This window comes from Skermania sp. ID1734, from assembly GCF_007489285.1.
Classification (GTDB): Bacteria; Actinomycetota; Actinomycetes; order Mycobacteriales; family Mycobacteriaceae; genus ID1734.
Genome location: NZ_VLIY01000006.1, coordinates 221,637 through 241,542, shown reverse-complemented (window position 1 = coordinate 241,542; position 19,906 = coordinate 221,637). Strand labels below are relative to the sequence as shown.

Annotated in this window: 21 protein-coding genes; 12 read left to right on the top strand and 9 right to left on the bottom strand. The window is 65.6% G+C overall.

Going from position 1 to position 19,906, the window contains the following annotated elements; translation table 11 throughout:
- Positions 1 to 15 precede the first annotated feature (15 nt).
- From FOS14_RS09945 to FOS14_RS09925, 5 genes are all read left to right on the top strand, one after another.
- Positions 16 to 1,347 carry a CdaR family transcriptional regulator gene (locus tag FOS14_RS09945; RefSeq protein ID WP_143770127.1) on the top strand — a complete coding sequence of 444 codons (1,332 nt, stop codon included), beginning with the start codon at positions 16 to 18 and terminating at the stop codon, positions 1,345 to 1,347.
- A gap of 128 nt (positions 1,348 to 1,475) precedes the next feature.
- Positions 1,476 to 2,387: an ACP S-malonyltransferase gene (locus FOS14_RS09940; RefSeq protein ID WP_143770126.1), complete on the top strand. Its 912-nt coding sequence runs from the start codon at positions 1,476 to 1,478 to the stop codon at positions 2,385 to 2,387.
- Between the two features lie 81 nt (positions 2,388 to 2,468).
- The gene (gene acpM, locus FOS14_RS09935; protein WP_143770125.1) at positions 2,469 to 2,786 is read left to right on the top strand and encodes a meromycolate extension acyl carrier protein AcpM; all 318 of its coding nucleotides are present in this window, start codon (positions 2,469 to 2,471) and stop codon (positions 2,784 to 2,786) included.
- A gap of 8 nt (positions 2,787 to 2,794) precedes the next feature.
- A complete protein-coding gene (locus FOS14_RS09930) occupies positions 2,795 to 4,045 on the top strand; it encodes a KasA/KasB family beta-ketoacyl-ACP synthase (protein WP_143770124.1) in 1,251 nt (416 codons plus the stop codon).
- Positions 4,046 to 4,137: 92 nt separating this feature from the next.
- Positions 4,138 to 5,586, top strand: coding sequence for an acyl-CoA carboxylase subunit beta (locus tag FOS14_RS09925; protein WP_143770123.1), 1,449 nt, complete (start codon positions 4,138 to 4,140; stop codon positions 5,584 to 5,586).
- Between the two features lie 4 nt (positions 5,587 to 5,590).
- On the opposite strand, the gene FOS14_RS09920 is transcribed toward FOS14_RS09925, so the two are convergent.
- The 3 genes from FOS14_RS09920 to FOS14_RS09910 form a co-directional block, all read right to left on the bottom strand.
- Entirely contained in the window at positions 5,591 to 6,022 is a 432-nt protein-coding gene (locus FOS14_RS09920; RefSeq protein WP_143770122.1) for a hypothetical protein, read from the bottom strand.
- Positions 6,023 to 6,082: 60 nt separating this feature from the next.
- Positions 6,083 to 6,595, bottom strand: coding sequence for a DUF3145 domain-containing protein (locus tag FOS14_RS09915; RefSeq protein ID WP_143770121.1), 513 nt, complete (start codon positions 6,593 to 6,595; stop codon positions 6,083 to 6,085).
- 136 nt (positions 6,596 to 6,731) lie between these two features.
- The gene (locus FOS14_RS09910) at positions 6,732 to 7,550 is read right to left on the bottom strand and encodes a serine hydrolase (protein WP_143770120.1); all 819 of its coding nucleotides are present in this window, start codon (positions 7,548 to 7,550) and stop codon (positions 6,732 to 6,734) included.
- A 44-nt stretch (positions 7,551 to 7,594) separates the two neighbouring features.
- Here FOS14_RS09910 and FOS14_RS09905 point away from each other — a divergent pair, with 44 nt between their 5' ends.
- Positions 7,595 to 8,788 (top strand): serine hydrolase domain-containing protein, encoded by a 1,194-nt coding sequence (locus FOS14_RS09905; protein ID WP_143770119.1) that lies wholly within the window; start codon positions 7,595 to 7,597, stop codon positions 8,786 to 8,788.
- 148 nt (positions 8,789 to 8,936) lie between these two features.
- Here FOS14_RS09905 and FOS14_RS09900 read toward each other — a convergent pair whose 3' ends face one another.
- From FOS14_RS09900 to FOS14_RS09890, 3 genes are all read right to left on the bottom strand, one after another.
- Positions 8,937 to 10,070, bottom strand: coding sequence for an NDMA-dependent alcohol dehydrogenase (locus FOS14_RS09900; protein WP_143770118.1), 1,134 nt, complete (start codon positions 10,068 to 10,070; stop codon positions 8,937 to 8,939).
- 65 nt (positions 10,071 to 10,135) lie between these two features.
- Positions 10,136 to 10,657, bottom strand: a complete 522-nt coding sequence (locus tag FOS14_RS09895) for a DinB family protein (RefSeq protein WP_143770117.1) — start codon at positions 10,655 to 10,657, stop codon at positions 10,136 to 10,138.
- A complete protein-coding gene (locus FOS14_RS09890) occupies positions 10,657 to 11,724 on the bottom strand; it encodes a phosphotransferase family protein (RefSeq protein WP_143770116.1) in 1,068 nt (355 codons plus the stop codon). The genes FOS14_RS09895 and FOS14_RS09890 overlap by 1 nt, the downstream gene beginning before the upstream one ends.
- Before the next feature lie 87 nt (positions 11,725 to 11,811).
- On the opposite strand from FOS14_RS09890, the gene pabB reads away from it, so the two are divergent.
- Complete coding sequence (gene pabB, locus FOS14_RS09885) at positions 11,812 to 13,869, top strand: aminodeoxychorismate synthase component I (RefSeq protein ID WP_143770115.1); 2,058 nt, start codon at positions 11,812 to 11,814, stop codon at positions 13,867 to 13,869.
- Positions 13,870 to 13,983: 114 nt separating this feature from the next.
- Positions 13,984 to 14,739 (top strand): hypothetical protein, encoded by a 756-nt coding sequence (locus FOS14_RS09880; protein ID WP_143770114.1) that lies wholly within the window; start codon positions 13,984 to 13,986, stop codon positions 14,737 to 14,739.
- On the opposite strand, the gene FOS14_RS09875 is transcribed toward FOS14_RS09880, so the two are convergent.
- Entirely contained in the window at positions 14,740 to 15,171 is a 432-nt protein-coding gene (locus FOS14_RS09875; protein WP_185981704.1) for a hypothetical protein, read from the bottom strand.
- A 63-nt stretch (positions 15,172 to 15,234) separates the two neighbouring features.
- Here FOS14_RS09875 and FOS14_RS09870 point away from each other — a divergent pair, with 63 nt between their 5' ends.
- Positions 15,235 to 16,527, top strand: a complete 1,293-nt coding sequence (locus tag FOS14_RS09870) for a serine hydrolase (protein ID WP_255450202.1) — start codon at positions 15,235 to 15,237, stop codon at positions 16,525 to 16,527.
- A gap of 12 nt (positions 16,528 to 16,539) precedes the next feature.
- On the opposite strand, the gene FOS14_RS09865 is transcribed toward FOS14_RS09870, so the two are convergent.
- Positions 16,540 to 16,731, bottom strand: coding sequence for a hypothetical protein (locus FOS14_RS09865; protein ID WP_143770113.1), 192 nt, complete (start codon positions 16,729 to 16,731; stop codon positions 16,540 to 16,542).
- 63 nt (positions 16,732 to 16,794) lie between these two features.
- Positions 16,795 to 16,926, bottom strand: coding sequence for a hypothetical protein (locus tag FOS14_RS25185; RefSeq protein ID WP_255450201.1), 132 nt, complete (start codon positions 16,924 to 16,926; stop codon positions 16,795 to 16,797).
- A gap of 334 nt (positions 16,927 to 17,260) precedes the next feature.
- Here FOS14_RS25185 and FOS14_RS09860 point away from each other — a divergent pair, with 334 nt between their 5' ends.
- Genes FOS14_RS09860 through FOS14_RS09850 form a run of 3 tightly spaced genes read left to right on the top strand, consistent with a single transcriptional unit; the run spans position 17,261 to position 19,882 of the window.
- Entirely contained in the window at positions 17,261 to 18,658 is a 1,398-nt protein-coding gene (locus tag FOS14_RS09860; RefSeq protein WP_221936687.1) for a ferric reductase-like transmembrane domain-containing protein, read from the top strand.
- Between the two features lie 10 nt (positions 18,659 to 18,668).
- Entirely contained in the window at positions 18,669 to 19,118 is a 450-nt protein-coding gene (locus tag FOS14_RS09855; protein WP_143770111.1) for an FMN-binding protein, read from the top strand.
- The gene (locus FOS14_RS09850; RefSeq protein ID WP_143770110.1) at positions 19,118 to 19,882 is read left to right on the top strand and encodes an FAD:protein FMN transferase; all 765 of its coding nucleotides are present in this window, start codon (positions 19,118 to 19,120) and stop codon (positions 19,880 to 19,882) included. The genes FOS14_RS09855 and FOS14_RS09850 overlap by 1 nt, the downstream gene beginning before the upstream one ends.
- Positions 19,883 to 19,906: the final 24 nt, after the last annotated feature.

The following is a 19,906-nucleotide window of genomic DNA, read 5'->3' as shown; positions in this document are numbered from 1 at the left end:
CGTAAGTTCTCCGACATGCCCGAGCATCGTCCGCCGCCGCCGCGCCGGGTAGAGCCGACCACCTCCGAGCATGAGGTGTTCCTGCCCACCGGCGCGCTGGCACCGGCTCGGCAGAATCGGGATCCGCTGCCGGACACTTTGCTGCGAAGGGTGAAACAGTTCTCGGGGCGGCTGTCCACCGAGGCAGTCAGCTCGATGCAGAACCAGTTGCCATTCTTCTCCGACCTCGACGCCGCCCAGCGGGCAAGCGTGCAGATGCTGGTGCAGACGGCCGTGGTCAACTTCCTCGAATGGCTGCAGAACCCAGAAAGCGATATCCGGTTCAGTCTGGACGCCTTCCAGGTCATTCCGCAGGATCTGGCCCGGCGGCTGACGCTGAGCCAGACCGTGGACATGGTCCGGGTGGCCATGGAGTTCTTCGAACAGTGGTTACCCGCACTCGCCCGCAACGACCGGCAACTGGTCGCGCTCACCGAGGCCGTGCTCCGCTACGGACGAGAGTTGGGTTTCGCCGCCGCGTCGGTGTATGCGGCGGCCGCCGAGTCGCGCGGGGCGTGGGATACCCGGCTGGAGGCTCTCGTCGTCGACGCAGTCGTGCGTGGCGACACCGGCTCGGACATGCTTTCGCGCGCCGCCACCCTCAACTGGGATGCGACGGCGCCGGCGACCGTGCTGGTTGGCACTCCGCCGGCCGACCAGGGCGTGTCGGTCGTCGGTTCGGTGCACGCGATCGCCCAGAAGCACGGCCGCGCGGCGCTGGCTGTCGTCCAAGGTTCGCGACTGGTCGCGGTCGTGAGCGGCGAGCTAACCGGGGGCCCGGTGGCCGCCTCCTTCATGACCGATCTGCTGTCGGCTTTCTCGACGGGTCCCATTGTGATTGGGCCGACCATGCCTACACTGAGTGCAGCGCACACCTCCGCGGTCGAGGCCCTCGCCGGCATGGAGGCCGTCAACGGGTGGCGCGGCGCGCCCCGTCCGGTGCATGCCGCCGAGCTGCTTCCTGAGCGCGCTTTGCTGGGCGACGCGGCGGCCATCGCCGCACTGAACCAGCATTTGGTTTTACCCCTCGCTGCGGCGGGCGCCGCCCTGTCCGACACCCTCGATGCATACCTCGATTGCGGTGGAGCAGTCGAAACCTGTGCCCGTCAACTGTTTGTTCACCCAAATACTGTCCGGTACAGACTGAAGCGTATAGCGGAGATCACAGGCCGCGATCCCCTTAATCCGCGCGACGCTTACGTGCTCAGAGTGGCCGCAACCGTGGGTAGATTGACTCAAACACATAACGATTCGAAGGCACCTGCCTCAGCAATAACTTCAGCCCCATATCGCGAAGTTGGCACGTAACGAGGACGGGGCCGTCTCCGATGGCCGCGTCCGACTAGCCAATTTGTTGAATCCATACAAAACAGGTTTAAAAGCTTCATTCGCAACGACATCTGCGTCAGCGGCCCGCACAGTGTTGTCTTAGACATGTGATAGCGCTGCTTGCGCCCGGACAGGGCTCCCAGACGCCCGGAATGCTCGCCCCTTGGCTGGAGCTTCCCGGCGCCAACGACCGTATCGCGGTCTGGTCCAAGGCCTCCGGACTCGACTTGGCCCGCCTTGGCACCACCGCGACCGCGGAAGAGATCACCGACACCGCGGTCACCCAGCCTCTCGTCGTAGCCGCCGCTTTGCTGGCCTACGAAGAACTCGACAACCGGGGACTGGCCCCGACCGACCCCGTCGTGGCGGGACACTCCGTCGGTGAACTCGCCGCCGCCGCGATCGCCGGCGTCATCTCCTCCGATGACGCGGTAACGCTGGCTGCCATTCGTGGCGCCGAGATGGCCCGCGCCTGCGCGCTTGAGCCCACCGGCATGTCTGCGGTGCTCGGCGGCGACGAAGAGGCGGTGCTCGCCCGGCTGGCAGAACTCGAACTCGTGCCCGCCAACCGCAATGCGGCCGGGCAGATCGTTGCCGCGGGCAGATTGGACGCTCTCGCGGCGCTGGCCGAGAACCCGCCGGAGAAGGCCCGCGTTCGCGCGCTGCCGGTCGCCGGCGCGTTCCACACCCACTTCATGGCACCGGCGCAGGAAGCCGTGCGCGAAGCGGCCGCGAAGATCACGCCCCAGGAACCAGTCACCACCCTGCTGTCCAACTTCGACGGACAGCCTGTTGCCTCGGGCGCCGATGCGCTCGACAAGCTGGCCGCACAGGTCACCCGGCCGGTTCGCTGGGATCTGTGCACCGAGTACATGCGGCAGACCGAGCTCGCCGCGATCGTCGAACTTCCACCCGCCGGAACGCTTGTAGGCATCGCCAAACGAGAGATGCGGGCAACACCGTCATTGGCGTTGAAAACCCCCGATGGATTGTCGGAGTTTCCAACGTCGACGAACTGAGACGCCTTCGCGCGTCTCACTGCACCCCCCCATCCGCACCGAGAAAAGCCCCTAACAAGGAATAAAGAAGGGAGCCACCACGTGGCCGCCACCCAGGAAGAAATCATTGCCGTCCTCGCCGAGATCATCGAGGAGGTCACGGGCATTGAGCCGTCTGAGGTGACCATCGAGAAGTCTTTCGTGGACGACCTCGACATCGACTCGCTGTCCATGGTGGAGATCGCCGTGCAGACCGAGGACAAGTTCGGCGTGAAGATCCCCGACGAGGACCTGGCCAGCCTGCGCACCGTCGGTGACGCGGTTGCCTACGTGCAGAAGCTGGAGTCGGAGAACGCCGACCTCGCCGGTGAGATCAAGGCCAAGTTCGACGCTGCCAAGAGCGACAACGCGAGCGAGTGATTGCAGCCATGGCTACTCCTTCCACCCGAAACGGGAACTTCCCCAACGTCGTCGTGACGAGCCTTGCGGCCACGACATCGATCGCGGGTGACGTCGACGCGACGTGGAAGGGCCTGCTGAACGGCGAGAGCGGGATCGACCTCCTCGACGATGCATTCGTCGGGGAGTACGACCTGCCGGTAAAGATCGGCGGCAAGCTGAAGGTCAAGCCTTCGGCGCTCCTGAGCCGCGTCGAGTTGCGTCGCCTTTCCTATGTGGAACAGCTGTCCACCATCCTGGGCCGTGAGGTGTGGAAGAACGCCGGCAGTCCCGAGGTGGACAAGGACCGGCTGGCCGTCGCCATCGGCACCGGCCTGGGCGGTGGTGACGCCCTCATCGACTCCACCGAGAAGCTGAAGCACGGCGGCTACCGCAAGGTTTCGCCGCTGGCCGTTCAGATGGTCATGCCCAACGGTCCGTCCGCGGTCGTGGGCCTCGAACTCGAGGCGCGCGCCGGTGTGGTCACACCGGTGTCCGCGTGCTCGTCCGGTTCGGAGGCAATCGCCAACGCCTGGCGGATGCTCGTGATGGGCGACGCTGACATCGTCGTCACCGGCGGCGTCGAGGGTTACATCGACGCCGTGCCGATCGCGGCGTTCGCCATGATGCGCGCCATGAGCACCCGTAACGACGATCCGAAGGCGGCCTCGCGCCCATTCGACAAGGATCGGGACGGCTTCGTGTTCGGCGAGGCCGGCGCGCTGATGGTGCTCGAAACCGAGGAACACGCGAAGGCGCGTGGGGCCACGATTCATGCGCGGCTGCTCGGTGCAGGCATCACGTCGGACGGGTTCCACCTGGTCGCTCCCGACCCGGAGGGCAACGGCGCGGCGCGGGCGATGACTAAGGCCATGCAGACTGCAGGTCTGAGCCCGCAGGACATCACCCACATCAATGCACACGCGACCGCCACTCCCATCGGCGACACTGCCGAGGCGAAGGCGATCAACAAAGCGGTGGGCAATCACCCCTCGGTGTACGCGCCCAAGTCGGCCCTCGGCCACTCCATCGGCGCCGTCGGCGCCCTCGAATCGGTCCTGACCGTGCTTTCCATCCGGGACGGCGTCGTACCCCCGACGCTCAACCTGGACAACCAGGACCCAGAGATCGACCTGGACGTCGTCAAGGGACAACCGCGACGCGGCCAGATCGAGTATGCGATCAACAACTCGTTCGGCTTCGGCGGCCACAACGTGGCCATCGCCTTCGGCCGAGCGTAGTAGCGGCACGGTTCGATCCCGGGTGGGCGTGCGATCCGCGCGCCCACCCGGCGGCAAGCGCGAAACCCGGGCACCCCGCTAGAGGAGATGCGATGACTATCTTGGCCCCTGCGGCAAAGCAAGATCAGGCAACCGACCCGCGGGATCCGTTGGCACGGTTACAACGATTCTTCGATGCGGGCACGGTCAAGCCACTGCACTCGCGGGACCGTTCCGGCGTGCTCGCCGCCATCGGCGAAGTAGACGGCGTCCGGACTGTCGCGTATTGCTCCGACGCCACCGTTATGGGCGGCGCCATGGGCGTCGACGGCTGCGAGCACATCGTCTCGGCGATCAACACGGCCATCGATGCCCAAGTTCCCGTGGTCGGCTTGTGGCACTCCGGTGGCGCACGCCTGGCCGAGGGTGTCGAGGCGCTGCACGCGGTGGGCCTGGTGTTCGAAGCCATGGTCCGGGCCTCCGGCGTCGTCCCACAGATTTCGGTCGTTCTCGGTTTCGCTGCCGGCGGCGCCGCCTACGGTCCCGCGCTGACCGACATCGTCATCATGGCCCCGGAAGGCCGCGTGTTCGTGACCGGACCCGATGTGGTTCGCAGCGTGACCGGCGAGCAGGTCGACATGGCCTCCCTCGGCGGCCCCGACACGCACACCAAGAAGTCCGGCGTCGCGCACATCGCCGCACACGACGAGGCGGACGCCATGCACCGCGCCCGCCGGTTGGTGTCCATGTTCGCCGAACAGGGCCACTTCGACCTGCGCGCTGCCCGCAACGGCGACGTCGACCTGAAGGCCATGCTGCCCGCCTCGGCGCGGCGCGCCTACGACGTCAAGCCGATCATTCACGAACTGCTCGACAACGTTGCGTCCGGCGACGGCGAAACCGAATCCACTTTCGAGGAGCTGCAGGGCAATTACGCGCGCAGCATCGTCACGGGCATCGGTCGGATGGCCGGGCGCACGGTCGGCGTGATCGCCAACAACCCGATCCGGCTCGGTGGCTGCCTCAACTCCGAAAGCGCGGAGAAAGCAGCTCGGTTCGTTCGCCTCTGCGACGCCTTCGGCATCCCGCTAGTGGTCATCGTCGACGTGCCCGGCTACCTGCCCGGCGTCAGCCAAGAATGGGGCGGCGTCGTGCGGCGCGGCGCGAAGCTCTTGCATGCCTTTGCCGAGGCCAAGGTGCCGCGGGTGACCCTGGTTACCCGCAAGATCTACGGCGGTGCCTACATCGCCATGAACGCTCGTGCGTTGGGCGCGACTGCGGTCTACGCCTGGCCGGAATCCGAGGTCGCCGTCATGGGCGCTCGGGCGGCGGTCGAGATCCTGCACAAGCGCGCGCTGGCAGCCGCGGCGCCCGAGGACCGCGATGCGCTGCACGATCGCCTCGCCGCCGAGCACGCCGAGATTGCCGGCGGCGTGGAGCGTGCCATCGCGATCGGAGTGGTCGACCAGGTGATCGATCCCGCTCACACGCGCAGCACCATTGCGGCGGCTCTCGCCGCGGCACCCGCGCGCCGCGGCAATCACAAGAACATCCCGCTGTAGCGAGTCACTTCTCCGATCGCTCGGAGCCCCGCTCGACAGCAGATTTCGGCTCGTCTTTGTCCGAGTCTTGATCTTCTTCGCCGTGGTCTTCTTCTTTGTAGTCGCCGGTCGGAATTGGCTCTTCGTCCGGCTTGTTGGTCTCGCCCTCGCCTTCGGGCACGTGCCCGTCGAACGCGGTTCCGGAGATGGTTCCGCCGGTGCCGGGAATGGTCACTGAGCGCCGCGCGTCCGGATCGTAGCGTTCGTCGATCTCTTTCGACTGCTGCTTGGCGTCTTCGAGATTCTCCTCGGAGACGGCATCGTTCGTTTCCGGGTTGCCTGAACCGGTGGTTTCCGAACCCGTCGATTCCTTTTCAGCGTTGGCGCGCTCCTCGTCGCCAACCGTGCTCGCCGATTCTTCGGCCGGTTCTGTGTCCGAGCTGCTGGACTGCGTCATGGCGTGGGTGTGCCCCAAACCACACCCCGGCTAAACCTGCAGGCGAAGCGGCAAAACCGATCAGCCGACCTCGCGACGCAGCCAGGTCACCTCGGCGCCATCTCCCCCGCTGCGGTAGGGCTCGAGCGCCTCGTCCCATGCGGTTCCTAGCGCGGTGTCGAGTTCCGTGGCCAGCGCATCGACGCCGTTCGTCATCATCGCGCGCAGCCGCATCTCGCCGATGATGATGTCACCGTTAGCGCTGGTCGAACCACGCCACAGGCCGAGTCCCGGCACGTAGCTGAAGCGTTCTCCGTCGACACCTTCGCTGGGATCCTCGGTGACCTCGAAGCGCAGCATTGACCACGGCCGTAGCGCGTTGGCGATCCGCGCACCGGTCCCGACCGGCCCGATCCAGTTGCTCGTCGCCCGCAGCAGGCCGTCGGAGGCCGGCTGAGCGGACCATTTCAGGTTCGCCCGGGATTCCAGTGCCGCCGTGAGTGCCCATTCGACATGCGGGCACAGCGCGGCAGGCGACGAGTGGATGTACACCACACCAGACGTCGCGTCCGCGAACTGATTCAATGCGCGCACCTCAAAACACCTCCGGTTTCGACGAGGAACGTCTTCCCCAACGCCTCGAACTAGCCGAAAGTACGGTGCTTCGGTGTACTAGTGTGCCTTGTGTTACCCCTGTTGCGCTAGTCTAAAACTGTTGTGAGTTTGCCCGCTAGCCGCTGCCTGCGAGTTCGCCGACCACCGCAGCGTTGAAATCCGTCCACAACGGTTTAGCCCATTCGTCGAAGTCACGGTCGGTCAACACCACGCATCCGGCACGCAGCTGTGGGTCCACCCAGAGAAACGTCCCCGACTGTCCGAAATGGCCGAACGTCCGCTCCGAGTTCGTAGGTGCAGTCCAGTGCGGATCTTTGCCGTCGCGCAACTCGAAGCCCAGACCCCAATCGTTGGGCCGCTGCCGTCCGTAGCCCGGTACCACCCCGTCGAGTCCGGGGAACTGCACCGACACCGCCTCGTTGAGCGTTTCGGACGAGATGAGCTTCGGATCGAGCAACTCCTGCAGAAAAGCGGTCAGATCATCGACGCTGGAATGTGCACCGTGACCGGCGGATCCGGTGAGGTCAGTGTCGTCCATACCCAACGGGGTCAGCACGGCCTCCCGCAGATAGTCGGCGAAACCGATTCCGGTCTGGTCGGCAAGGTGCTCCGCCAACACCTCGAAGGCCGCACTGGAATAGATGCGCCGCTTGCCAGGTTCCGACAGCTTCGTGGGCTCATACATCGCCAAGCCCGACGCGTGCGAAAGCAGATGACGCACCGTCGACCCGGGCGGTCCGGCCGGCTGATCGAGTTCGACGGCTCCCTCCTCCGCCGCGACCAGGACGGCGTAGGCAGCCAGCAGTTTCGTCACCGAAGCCAGCCGATAGACCCGTGTGGTGTCTCCTGCGCGCGCGACGACGCCGTTTTCGCTGACGACAGCTCCGGCGGCGTGGTCGACCGGCCAATCCTTGATGCTCTCCAGACTGCGCACGCTGCTCACCCTACGTTGGTTCCCGCGCGATACGATCGCGCGCGATGAGCGACAACTTGGTGATCCATGGCAATGTGGAGGCCGGCTTCGGACCGGTCGCCGACGCGTTTCGCAAAAACTTCACTGACAGCGGCGAGATCGGTGCGGCGCTGGCGATCTACCAAGGCGACAGGTCGCTCGTCGACGTATGGGCCGGCATCCGCGACCGCGCGGGACGACTGCCCTGGGAGCGAGACACCCTCGTTCCCGTCTTTTCCAGCACCAAAGGGATGGCAGCGTTCGTCGTCGCGGCGGCGGTCTCCGAAGGCCTGCTGGACTACGACGCGCCAGTCGTGCAGTACTGGCCCGAGTTCGGCGCGCACGGCAAAGACCGCGTCACCGTGCGTCAACTCATCGACCACCAGGCCGGACTGTCGGGTATCGACACTCCCCTGCGGCTCGATGACCTTGCCGATCTCGATGCGCTCGGTGAGGTGCTGGCCGCACAGAAGCCGGCCTGGAAGCCTGGCGCCAGGCAGGGTTACCACGCGATCACGCTCGGGCTGTACGAGGGTGAACTGGTCCGCCGCGTCGACCCGCAGCGACGAAGCCTCGGCACAATCTTCGCCGAGGACTTCGCCGCACCGCTCGGGCTGGACTTCTTCATCGGCCTGCCCGCCGAACAGAGCATGGACCGCATCGCCACCCTGAACGCCACTCGCGGATTCGACATTGCCCGCCACGAGCGCGACCTTCCGCTGCGCATCGGCGTCGAATTGTTCCTGCAACGAGGTCTTGCGCACCAGGCATTGACCAACCCGCGGGTCGGCCGCCCGGAGCGCGCCACTCGGCGCAAGTTCCTGCGCGTGGAGATGCCCGGGTCCAACGGTGTCGGCACGCCACGGTCGCTGGCCAAGGTCTACGGCGCAGCCGCGGCGAACACCGGGGCGCTGCCCATCAAGCCCGCACTGATCGAGCGGCTCGGCAGCGCCGAATTCTCCGATGACGTACCCGCTGACGACCTCATCCTGCATACGCGCAGCCGCTACCACCTCGGCTTCCGGAAGTCGTCGCCTGCGTTCTCCTTCGGATCGCCGGGCGATCGCGCCTACGGCACGACGGGTCTCGGGGGCTCCTTCGGATTCGCCGACCCGGAAACCGGAATCGGTTTCGGGTACGCGATGAATCGCCTCGGGCTCGCGATCCTCGACGACGCACGCTGCCGCCGGTTGCGACGGGCACTCATGCGCTCGCTCTGATCAGCCGAACAGCACTCAAGCTCCGACCAGCGGGCATCGAGTTAGGTGTTTTGCACGCCCCTGTCGCTTGGGGCGTGTAAAACAGCTAACTCGAAGTGGATGAGTCACGCCCGGCTACCGCCGGTCCGCTGCCACACCGGCGGCCCGGCTACCGCCGGTCCGCGTCGGTGTACTTGATAATGCCCCGAATGTTCTTGCCCTCCAACATGTCCTGGTATCCCTGGTTCACGTCTTCGAGCGAGTACGTCCGGGTGACCATGTCGTTGAGGTTCAGTTGGCCCGACTTGTAGAGCCGCAGCAACCGGGGAATGTCCTTGCGCGCGTTGCCGCCACCGAAAATCACACCCTGCACCCGCTTCTGCAACATGGAGAGCAGGAAGTTGTTCTGCTTGACGTCGAAGTCCAGCATGTGCCCCATGGCGGTCACCACGCAGGTTCCAGCTTTACTGGTGAGTGTGAGCGCCGGCTCCACCAGGTCACCGTGCATCTCCCCCACCGTGATGATGGTCTTCTCCGCCATCCGGCCCTCGGTCAACTCCATGACAGGCACGATCGCGGATTCCATGTTTTCGAACGCGTGGGTAGCGCCGAACTTCAACGCCTGCTCGCGCTTCCACGGCACCGGGTCGATGGCAATCACATTGGTGGCTCCGGAAAGCACCGCGCCCTGCAGCGCGCTCATACCGACCCCACCGATGCCGACGATCACGATCGTGTCGCCCGGCATGACGTTGGCAACGTTGGTCGCGGAGCCGAACCCGGTCGGCACCCCGCAGCCGACGAGACAGGCCACCTCGAACGGCACGGTGGGGTCGATCTTCACCACCGACGTGTAGTGCACCGTCATGTAAGGCGCGAAGGTGCCCAGCAGACACATCGGGATGACGTTTTGTCCGCGAGCCTGGATCCGGTAGGTGCCGTCGCTGATCGCCAAGCCGGAGAGCAACCCGGCGCCCAGGTCACACAACGCCATTTGCCCACTTACACAGGCCGGGCAGCGACCGCAGGACGGGATGAAGGACAGCACCACGTGGTCGCCCACCTGCAGGTCCGGCGGAACGTTCGGGCCGAGCTTGGTGATCACGCCGGCGCCCTCATGGCCGCCCATCACCGGGAAGGACGGCATGGGTGTCGCGCCGGTGACGATGTGGTGGTCGGAGTGGCACATTCCCGCGGTTTCGAGCTGAATCTGCACCTCGCCGGCGACCGGGTCGCCGATCTCGATTTCCTCTACCGACCAGGGCTCGCCCAAGCCCCACAGGACCGCGCCTTTTGTCTTCATCTGCGTCCAGCCTCTCGTTAGGTGACCGAGACCACACTAACGCAAAACTGGAACACGTTCTAGAACTAATTCGGTTTCGACACGTCGTGCGCGTGATGCAGCAGGTCGTGCAGGAAATAGCGCGCCAGCGAGTCGACGCTGAATTCGGCACCGTCGCTGCGCACGCCGCGCCGCGAACGCATCGACTGTGGCACGGACGCAAAGGCCGTCGCAGCGGAATCGGCGGCGGCCAGCAGTTCCCTGCCGACTGCTATCGGATCCTGCGAGTTGTAACGCGCTTCGACTGCGGTGGCGTCCTGGTCCCAATTCGGAAACTGCGCTCCGTCGGCCTCGAGGATCAATTCCAGGCGCCGCTGAATCGTGCGGCACACGTCGCGCACATGTGCGCCGTATTCGAGCGCCGACCACGTCGAAGGATTCGGGCGCACCCGGACATCGGCCCGGGAAAGCACAGCCGGCCACCCGGCAGCCGTGCCCCGCAACGCATCTGGAACGTCGTCGTAGTCGATTGCCGCCGCGTCGAAACCGCACTCCGGGCACTGCCGGGTCAGCACCCAGGTCCAGTCCTTGGTCTCGGGCAGGATCATCAGCCCACCACCGCGGACGCCTTCTCGAACAGTCGCAGTGTCATCGCGTGCAAGAGGTCCCCGATCTGCGGCGACGCCTTCCCCGCGAACGCCCGTGCGTGGGTTCCCTCCAGCACGATGCCGAGCTTGAAGCAAGCCAAAACGTAGTAGTAGTCGATGGCGCTCAGATCGCGGTCGCTGCCGCGGGAGTATTCGGCGATCAGCTCCTCGCGCGTGGCGAGCCCGCCGGCCCCCGCCAGCGGTCCGACCAGTGCGTCGAGCGCGGTGCCGTCCGGCCAGGTTGCCAGCAACCACCCGAGGTCGAGCAACGGGTCGCCGATCGTCGACATTTCCCAGTCGACGATCGCAGCAAGCTCCGGGCCGTCGTAACGAAACATCATGTTGGCCAAGTGATAATCGCCGTGCATGATGCCCGGGCGCCACTGCTGCGGCCGGTTGCGTTCGAGCCAGTCGGCCACCCGCTGCAACCCGGGGATTTGCGGACCGGGGTAGCCGTCGTTGCGGGCATAGGACTCGAGTTCGGACATCCAGCGCGGCACCTGCCGTTCGAGGAAACCGTCCGGCTTGCCATAGCCGTCGAGACCCACCTGCTGGTAATCGACCGAACCGAGCGCGGCGATGCCTCCTGCGGCGGCGAGGCCCATCTTGCGTCGGATATCGGCGTCCCGGGCGTGCAACTCCGGCAGCATCGTCGACGCGTTGAATCCGGTGATCGGCTCCATCAGGTAGAACACCGCTCCCCCGAGCACCTTCTCGTCAGTACACGCGGCAATTAGTCGCGGCGCCGGCACCGCGGTGCCATCGAGCGCGGCCAGTAGGCGAGCTTCCCGGCGCAGCACCTCATTGCTTTTGGGCCGCAGGTGCTGCGGCGGCCGTCGCAGGACGTAATCTCGGCCGCCTCGACTGAAGCGCAGCAGGACGTTCTGCGTACCGCCACCGATGGGCTCGACGCCTTCGAACGGCCCATCGGGAAGACCGTGGGAGACCATCCATTCACCGACGACGGCAAAATCCACGACCGCGGGGTCAACGTTTGCTGGCTGGACGACGCTGGGCACGGCCGCCATTCTGCACCACCGGTGCCCTGTGCGTGTTTCTTCACCGCCCGCGGTGAAGAAACACGCACAGGGGGTGCTAGGGCAGAATCGCAGGTAATGCGGACACTGTTGATCGACAACTACGACTCCTTCACCTACAACCTCTTTCAGCTCATCAGCGAGGTGCAGGGCCGGGAGCCAACGGTGTTGGCCAACGACGCAGTCGCCGATATCGCCGACCTCGGCCTGGACGCCTACGACAACGTCGTCATTTCGCCCGGCCCCGGCCACCCCGGTCGTCCTCGTGACTTCGGCATTTCGGCGCAGGTCATCGCGCAGTGCCGCATTCCCCTGCTCGGGGTGTGCCTGGGTCACCAGGGCATCGTGGCAGCCGAAGGAGGTCTGGTTGATTCCGCACCGCAACCGCGCCACGGCTATCTCGACGCGCTGCGTCATGACGGTCGAGAGCTCTTCGCCGGCCTGCCCCAAGGCTTTACCGTCGTTCGTTATCACTCGCTGGCCGTCGGCGAGCCGTTGCCCCCCACACTCGAAGCGACCGCATGGTCGGCCGACGGCGTCGTTATGGCGCTACGTCATCGGCGAAAGCCGCAGTGGGGAATGCAGTTTCATCCGGAATCGGTCGCCGGCGAGTTCGGCACAGAGTTGCTGCGCAATTTTTTTGACATAGCCGGAAGTGCGCGGACATCCACTATTTCCGCAACCAGGCACCGAAAGACCTGCAACACAACATCACTACGGCTCAATGCCACGATTATCGACCGCGCGGTAGATACGGAGGCCGCATTCGACCGCCTCTATGCCGGTTCACCGCAGTCGTTTTGGCTCGACAGCGAGCATGTGGAGCCTGGCCTCGACCGCTTCTCGTTTCTCGGTGATGACAGCGGCCCGCTCGCCGAGGTGGTGCGCTACCGCGTCGGCTCCCGCGTCGTCGAGGTGCGCCGCGGTGCCGATCAAAAGATCGTGCCCGGCAACATTTTCGATTATCTGTCCACCGAGTTGCGCCGCCGCACGCTCGCCGCCGGCGACCTACCCTTCGATTTCAATTGTGGTTACGTCGGCTACTTCGGCTACGAACTCAAGGCAGACACCGGCTCGTCTAATCGGCATACAGCCCACACCCACGATGCGGTGTGGATCTTCGCCGACCGAATGGTCGCCGTCGACCACCGCGATTCCAAGACCTACATGCTCGCCCTGGACGACGGCTCCGCTATCAGCAAAGATGCTGCCGAACAATGGCTTTCCGATACTCAGCGAGAGCTCGAGCAGGTCGCATCCTGGAAAAACCCACCCCCGCTGCAGCGCACCGCGCACCACGACACGGTCGCCGCGTTGCTCGACCGATCGCGCGTCGATTACCTCGCCGACATCGCAGCCTGCAAAGGGCAACTGCGTGCCGGCGAGTCATATGAAATCTGCCTGACCAACCGAGCTTATGTGGACAGCGACGTCGACAGCCTCGACCTCTATCGTGTTCTGCGCCGGTGCAATCCGGCACCGTACGCGGCTTATCTGAAGCTTGCCGACGTCGCGATCGCCTCGACCTCGCCGGAGCGCTTCCTCAAAATCGACCGCAACGGCACGGTGGAAAGCAAGCCGATCAAGGGCACCGCGCCGCGCAGTCCGGACCCGGCCGAGGACGCCCGATTGCGCGACGAGTTGACCGCCAGCCCGAAGACTCGCGCGGAAAATCTGATGATCGTCGACCTGTTACGCAACGACCTCGGCCGCGTCTGCGAGGTTGGCAGCGTCACCGTCCCCGCGCTGATGGTGACCGAGACATACAGCACTGTGCACCAACTGGTCTCCACAGTGCGCGGCCAGCTGCGCACCGACGTCGACGCGATCGATTGTGTGCGGGCCTGCTTCCCCGGTGGCTCGATGACCGGCGCCCCGAAGCTGCGCACGCTCGAAATCATCGATTCCCTCGAAACCGAAGCGCGCGGGATCTACTCCGGCGCCATCGGGTTCTTCGGCCTGGCCGGCACCGCGGACCTCAACGTGGTGATCCGGACGGCAGTACAGACGGGCAGACGCTGGCACGTCGGGGCAGGCGGCGCCATCGTGCTGGATTCGGACCCGGCCGCCGAGTACGAAGAACTGGTCCTCAAGGCGGCGGCGACACTCCGTGCATTCGACACGCCGGGCCCGTGACTGTCGCTCGATGCCCCGCGGAGACTGTCACAGCCATCGGTTATGGTGACTTGCGGGTCGCCCAGTGGGGTGGGCCACATTCGTTTGATCCAGCCGTGACGCGAAGGGAGCAGCATGGCTACGGAGTTCATCTCGATCGACCGGTCGAAGTTGTCTGCCCTCCACGACGCGGACCCGATGAACTTCCTAGGTGACATCACTGCGCCCGCCCAGGCGTGCCGGGCAGTGTTCATTGCAGCCCAGGTTGGCGCTCTGACGTGGGACAAGCAGGCGTGGCCCGAGCTGACCTTCGGCGTGTGGTCCGATGGCTCCGCCCGGGCCGAATCGACGGGTCGCCGCCGGGCGCAAACAGAGACCCGAACCGAGCTGAGTCCGTGGTTGCAGCTGCGCCCGTCGTGGCCGCAGCTCGGCGGCCCGGGAATTGCATGGCCGGTCGTCGAGCGTCCGCCCGGCGCCACGGGCGCACAGATCCGCGCCCGCGACATCATCGAGGCCACTGCCGAGGCGCTCAACAGCATCTATGCGCAGGCCCAGCAGATGGCACGGGCACTGCTGGGCGAGCAGCAGGCACAGGCGCCGCTGGTCCCCCGACCGAAGCCGGTGTCGGTTCGGCAACCGCCGAGTGGGCCACGGACATTCACCGCTGCGCGGGTGGCCAATTCGATCGACGAGGTCACCAGCGTGCTGGCCGAGCTCAGCCATGACGCCGAACTCGATGCCGGCGTACACCAAGGGCTCGGCGTCGTCACCAACCTCTGCCACGCGATCACGGCGCTGCCCGAGAACCAGGTCAACGGCAACCGCGGCCACGGCGCGCGGTTCCTGGTCACGGTGTCGGCGACGATCGACAAGCGGCCAGCGCCGCGCTGATTATCGCCTCGGTCGCCCTTTACCGACGTTCTTCTCGGGCTGCTTGGCGATTTTGTCTGCGTCCTCTTCGGAGAGCCCAGCCAGCCGGGTGAGAACGCCGACGCCCGGAATGATATTGAGAACTCTGCGCAGTTCGTCGCCTGCGGCGGCGACGTCTTCGAGCCGCGGGATCAGCCGATCGATCATTCCCAGCATCGGTTCGGCCAACGTCAGCATCCGATCGACGCGGTCGAGGGTGCGGTTCAATCGATCGACAGACTTCGCCAGGTTCTCGATGAGGTCGGGCATCGTCGCGGCCAGTTGCGCGGACGCGGGCGGGAGCCGGATGGCCGTGTCGAACGAGCTCCGCGCAACCTGTTGCGCCGCGTCGAGGGCAGCCTGTGCCGCCGCGAGAATGTCACTTGGACTCGACTGACGCTGCTGATCGCTCATATCACGTACTTTGCCGCACGGAAGTGGCTTTCGCGCGTCGTTTGGTTGATTACCCTGCCAAAGGTGCGCATTCCTCCGCTGCCTCGGCCGCCACTCCTTCCCGACCCGTTACGGCGTGCCACAGTGCCCGACGACCTCGAGTCGGTGACGGATTACGGCAACGAGGTCACCCCGTCCGCGGTGGGTATGACGTCGGATTCCATCGAACATATCTGGAACGGCGTGCGCGATATCTATCGCGGCGGCGCCCATCCGGCGATTCAGTTATGTGTGCGCCGCTACGGACGGGTGGTGCTCAACCGGTCGATCGGCTATGCCCACGGCAACGGTCCGGGTGACGGTCCCGGCACCGAAAAGACCTTGGCCACAACGGAAACACCGTTCTGCGTGTACTCGGCGTCGAAAGCGATCACGGCGACGGTCGCCCACCTGCTCGACGAACGTGGGCTGCTGCACATCGGCGACCGAGTCTCCGATTACATCCCCGAATTCGGCCGCAACGGTAAGAAAACCATCACGATCGCCCAGGTACTTTCACACCGGGCCGGCATCCCGAACCACCCGAGCGAGGTCACCGACCTCGCGTTCATCAACGACCGGGAAGCGATCCTGGAGGCACTCTGCAACTCGCGGCCAATCATGCGGCCGGGCAAGCTGCAGGCCTATCACGCGCTGACTGGCGGCGCGATCATCGCCGAGCTCACCGAGCGAGTGACCGGGCGCGGCATCCGCGACGTGCTGCAAACCGAGATCCTCGATCCGCTCGACTTCCGGTGGACCAACTACGGCGTTGCCCCGCGTGACGTTTCGAAGGTGGCGACGAACTATCTGACGGGGTTGCCGTCGCCACCGCCGGTATCCACCGCGCTCAACCGACTGCTCGGCGTGACGCCCCGGGAAGCCGTGGACATCAGTAACGACCCACGGTTTCTGACGGGCGTGGTGCCCGCTGGAAACGTCGTCACCACCGCGCTCGAACTGTCCCGGTTCTTCGAAATGTTGCGCCGCGAAGGCGAACTCGACGGGGTCCGGATCTTGCAACCGCGAACGGTGCACCGCGCTATTTCCGAGCAGTCCTTCCTGGAGGTGGACTTCGCTCTTGGTCTGCCGATCCGCTACAGCTACGGATTTATGCTGGGCGGTAAGTATCTCAGCCTGTTCGGACCGCATGCCGAGCATGCGTTCGGCCATCTCGGTTTCACCAACGTAGTGGGCTACGCCGATCCGGATCGTGGACTCGCGGTCGGCTTGCTGACCAGCGGTAAGCCGGTGCTGTATCCGGAGGTCTTCAACTGGCTCGGGCTGATGGGCAGGATCGGATCGGCCGCCGGGATGGCGCGGCAGGACCAGACGTAGGCGTAGGCGTCGCTACACTTCCGGCTCGCCAAACCGTTCGAGCAAGTGCGCCCGGGTCGCCTCCGGCAGTTGCCGCCCGCGACTTGCGTCATCGACGGCGGTGCGCAGTCGCTCGAGTTCTGCGATATCGTCGGCGCGGTCAGCGTTGGCCAAGGCGGCCTGGATCGCGTTATGGAAGTGGACCAGCTCGCTCGGTGTCGCCATGGACTTGAAATGCCCAGGGCTCAGTCCGGCGAAACGTCGAACAGCCCAGTCCAACGGGTTGCCTCAGCAGAGCACGCCGCGGCGCTTGGCTTCGGCGAAGTCGAAAGCGGCGCAATCCAAGTCGGTGCGCACCACCGTCTGAGTCCGGGTATTGACCAGGTAGGCACCACAGCCGCGAACTGGTCGCCCCTGCATGTCAACAGGATTGACCTGGCGATAGTCGACGTGTCCCGCTAGCGACCGCACGCCCAACGGCCGGTGCCTCGCCTCAGGCGCCCGCGCGCGAACAAGCGCTACGACGGCTTCTTCCGTTGTCGTTGTGACGAGATATGTCATGAGTCCTGCCTCCGCTCGCGGTACGCGGTTCGCAGAACACGGTGTCGTCTCATCGCCACATTCCCGTCAATTCGATGGCAACTGCCGCCGAACTCTTGATGAACGTCAGGCAACACCGACGACACGAGCACTCGCAGCGACCTCACAGTGATCTTGCAGGGCCGTACCGGGACTGACCGGCATGGTGTCCGTTATGAGCAGAACAGCGGAGGCGCCTGTACTTGACGCTTCTCCGGAGCCGGGTCCCGCCGGGCAGGGTCGACGCGAGGTATGTCTCGGTGCGGTGTGGGCGCTGCTGCTGGTTGTCACCTCGTTGTGGCTGGCCGACGGTGGAGTCCACGACCTGCTCGACGGTGCTGCGGTAACCGCGCTCGGCCGGCTGGCGGGACTGCTCGCGTCGGCGTCGTTGCTGATGCAGGTGCTTGTCATGGCGCGGGTGCCGTGGATCGAACAAGCCTGGGGCTCCGGCGATCTGCGCCGGATCCACCGCCTGGTCGGCTTCGGCTCAATGGCGTTGATGGGAACACACATTGCCCTGATCACCGCCGGGTACGCGGATGCGAGCATCAACCGAATCTGGGCCGTGGTTGTCGATTTCGTGGTCAACGAACCGGGCGGGCTGCTGGCCGTGGCGGGCACGATTGCGTTGCTGATGGTCGTGGTGACGTCGGTGCGTGTCGCGCGGCGACGGTTGCGGTACGAATCCTGGCATCTACTTCACCTCTACGCCTACGTCGGCGCGGGTCTGGCGCTGCCACATCAACTGTGGGACGGCCAGGAATTCACCCGATCGACCGCGGCCAGCGTTTTCTGGTGGTCGCTCTACGGCATGTGCGCCGGTGCCGTTGTGGCATTTCGCGTGGTACTTCCGCTGTGGCGATCACTGCGGGCCCCGATTCGGGTGCTCGGCGTGCACCACGAAACCCCGACCGTGCTCACGGTGACGGTGGGCGGCCCCGGGGTGCGGTACCTGCACGCACGGGGTGGACAGTTCTTTCACTGGCGCTTCCTGGGCGCGCCCGGCTGGACGCGAGCGCATCCGTATTCGCTGTCGGCGCCACCGGACGGCTCGATGCTGCGCTTCACCGCAGCGATGGTTGGCAACGGGTCGGCCGCCTTGCGTCACCTGCAGCCCGGTAGCCGCGTCCTGATCGAAGGTCCGTACGGACGCCTGCACTCAGGCACCCGCACGCGGCCGAAGGTGCTGCTCGTCGGCGCCGGAACCGGGGTCGCGCCGCTGCGCGCCCTGTTCGAGTCGTTGCCCCAGCGCCCCGGAGACGTCCAGATCCTGCACCGCGTCCGTTCTCGGCGCGAGGCAATCTTCAGCGATGAGCTGGAAACCCTCGCGGCTCGTTACGGTGCCGACTACCGATTGGTCGAAGGCCGCCGCATCCAAGACCGCGCGAGCTGGCTCCCGCAGGCGGCCAGCGGATGGGCGGATCATTCTGCGCTCCAGCACTTTTGTCCCGATGTGGCTGAACGAGAGGTGTACATCTGCGGCCCCGATCGGTGGGCGGCAGCCGTGCGGGCCGCCGCCCTACGGGCCCGCGTCCCCGCCCGCCACATTCACGCCGAGTACTTCCACGACTGAAAGGACGCCCGTGCGCCGAATCACCATGGGGCTGTTGGCCACGCTCAGCTCGCTGGTTCTGCTGTTCAGCTATCGCACCTCGACGTCGAGCCATCCCACCCCAGCGCCCACCGCTACGACGAGCGCCGTCGCCACCACAGCAACGTCGAATCCCGCTCCCGCACAAGACGTAAGCCTCGACAATCGTACCGTCACCGGAACCGCTGTCGACACCCGATACGGCCCGGTGCAAGTGCAGATCACCGTGTCCGGCGGCAAGATCACCGCCGCCACCGCGACCCAGGTGCCGGACAACATCGGCCGCGAGCGGGAGATCGTCGCCACGGCGGTGCCCGTCCTCGAGCAAGAAACTGTGCAGGCCCAAAGCGCTGACATCGACATGGTCTCCGGCGCCAGCTACACCTCCGAGGGCTACGTAGAGAGTTTGCAGTCCGCTATCGACCAGGCAAACCTCCGTTGATGAACGAGCGTGTGGCAGCCCGCAGTTGGGTCGAACACATCATGGGCATGCCCGTTTCCGTGCACGTCCGGGCTGACAATCCGGGCCGGGGCGATATTGCCGAGGCCGTAGCGTCGGTGTTCGCGGATCTGCGTCGGGCGGATCGAATCTTCAGCACTTGGCGTCCGGACAGCGACGTGATGCGCTGGCGGCGCGGCGATCTCGCTCTCTATGCCGCTGACCCCTGGTTCACTGAGGTACAAGCGTTGTGCCGGGTCGCCGAGACCGCAACCAGCGGGCTGTTCACCACGGATCTGCTCGGCCCCGACGGTAGCCGCGGCTTCGATCCGACTGGTTTGGTCAAGGGCTGGGCCGTCGGTCGCGCCTCCGCACACCTTCGTGCGGTGGATCGAATCTCGTTCTCGGTCAACGCCGCCGGCGATATTATTTGCGGTCTCGGGGTCAACTCTGCGCAGTTGGCCGCGCCGTGGCGAATCGGCATCGAAGACCCGGCCGACCCGAAGCAAATTGCGCGGGTCGTATCCATCGCGACGGGCGCGATCGCCACCTCCGGCAGCTATGCCCGAGGTGGCCACATCATCGATCCGCGGTCCGGCAGGTCGGTTTCACGTGCCTACTCGGTAACCGTCACCGGTCCAGAGCTGATGTGGGCGGACATATGGGCCACAGTCGCTTTCGTGGAGCCATCGGCGCTGCGCGTACGACCGGAGTGGGACGCTTACACGCTCGCCGTCACCCCTGCACGACTCGACGCGAGCGCATGACCAGCTGCGCTAGTCGGGTTCATT

What these genes read in the sequence shown, in the direction of transcription:
- FOS14_RS09945 (WP_143770127.1), top strand. Translation starts at nt 16, where the DNA reads ATGCCCGAGCATCGTCCGCCGCCGCCGCGCCGGGTAGAGCCGACCACC.
- FOS14_RS09930 (WP_143770124.1), top strand. Translation starts at nt 2,795, where the DNA reads ATGGCTACTCCTTCCACCCGAAACGGGAACTTCCCCAACGTCGTCGTG.
- FOS14_RS09925 (WP_143770123.1), top strand. Translation starts at nt 4,138, where the DNA reads ATGACTATCTTGGCCCCTGCGGCAAAGCAAGATCAGGCAACCGACCCG.
- FOS14_RS09920 (WP_143770122.1), bottom strand. Translation starts at nt 6,022, where the DNA reads ATGACGCAGTCCAGCAGCTCGGACACAGAACCGGCCGAAGAATCGGCG.
- FOS14_RS09905 (WP_143770119.1), top strand. Translation starts at nt 7,595, where the DNA reads ATGAGCGACAACTTGGTGATCCATGGCAATGTGGAGGCCGGCTTCGGA.
- FOS14_RS09900 (WP_143770118.1), bottom strand. Translation starts at nt 10,070, where the DNA reads ATGAAGACAAAAGGCGCGGTCCTGTGGGGCTTGGGCGAGCCCTGGTCG.
- FOS14_RS09895 (WP_143770117.1), bottom strand. Translation starts at nt 10,657, where the DNA reads ATGATCCTGCCCGAGACCAAGGACTGGACCTGGGTGCTGACCCGGCAG.
- FOS14_RS09890 (WP_143770116.1), bottom strand. Translation starts at nt 11,724, where the DNA reads ATGGCGGCCGTGCCCAGCGTCGTCCAGCCAGCAAACGTTGACCCCGCG.
- pabB (WP_143770115.1), top strand. Translation starts at nt 11,812, where the DNA reads ATGCGGACACTGTTGATCGACAACTACGACTCCTTCACCTACAACCTC.
- FOS14_RS09880 (WP_143770114.1), top strand. Translation starts at nt 13,984, where the DNA reads ATGGCTACGGAGTTCATCTCGATCGACCGGTCGAAGTTGTCTGCCCTC.
- FOS14_RS09875 (WP_185981704.1), bottom strand. Translation starts at nt 15,171, where the DNA reads ATGAGCGATCAGCAGCGTCAGTCGAGTCCAAGTGACATTCTCGCGGCG.
- FOS14_RS09865 (WP_143770113.1), bottom strand. Translation starts at nt 16,731, where the DNA reads ATGGCGACACCGAGCGAGCTGGTCCACTTCCATAACGCGATCCAGGCC.
- FOS14_RS25185 (WP_255450201.1), bottom strand. Translation starts at nt 16,926, where the DNA reads ATGCAGGGGCGACCAGTTCGCGGCTGTGGTGCCTACCTGGTCAATACC.
- FOS14_RS09860 (WP_221936687.1), top strand. Translation starts at nt 17,261, where the DNA reads ATGAGCAGAACAGCGGAGGCGCCTGTACTTGACGCTTCTCCGGAGCCG.
- FOS14_RS09850 (WP_143770110.1), top strand. Translation starts at nt 19,118, where the DNA reads ATGAACGAGCGTGTGGCAGCCCGCAGTTGGGTCGAACACATCATGGGC.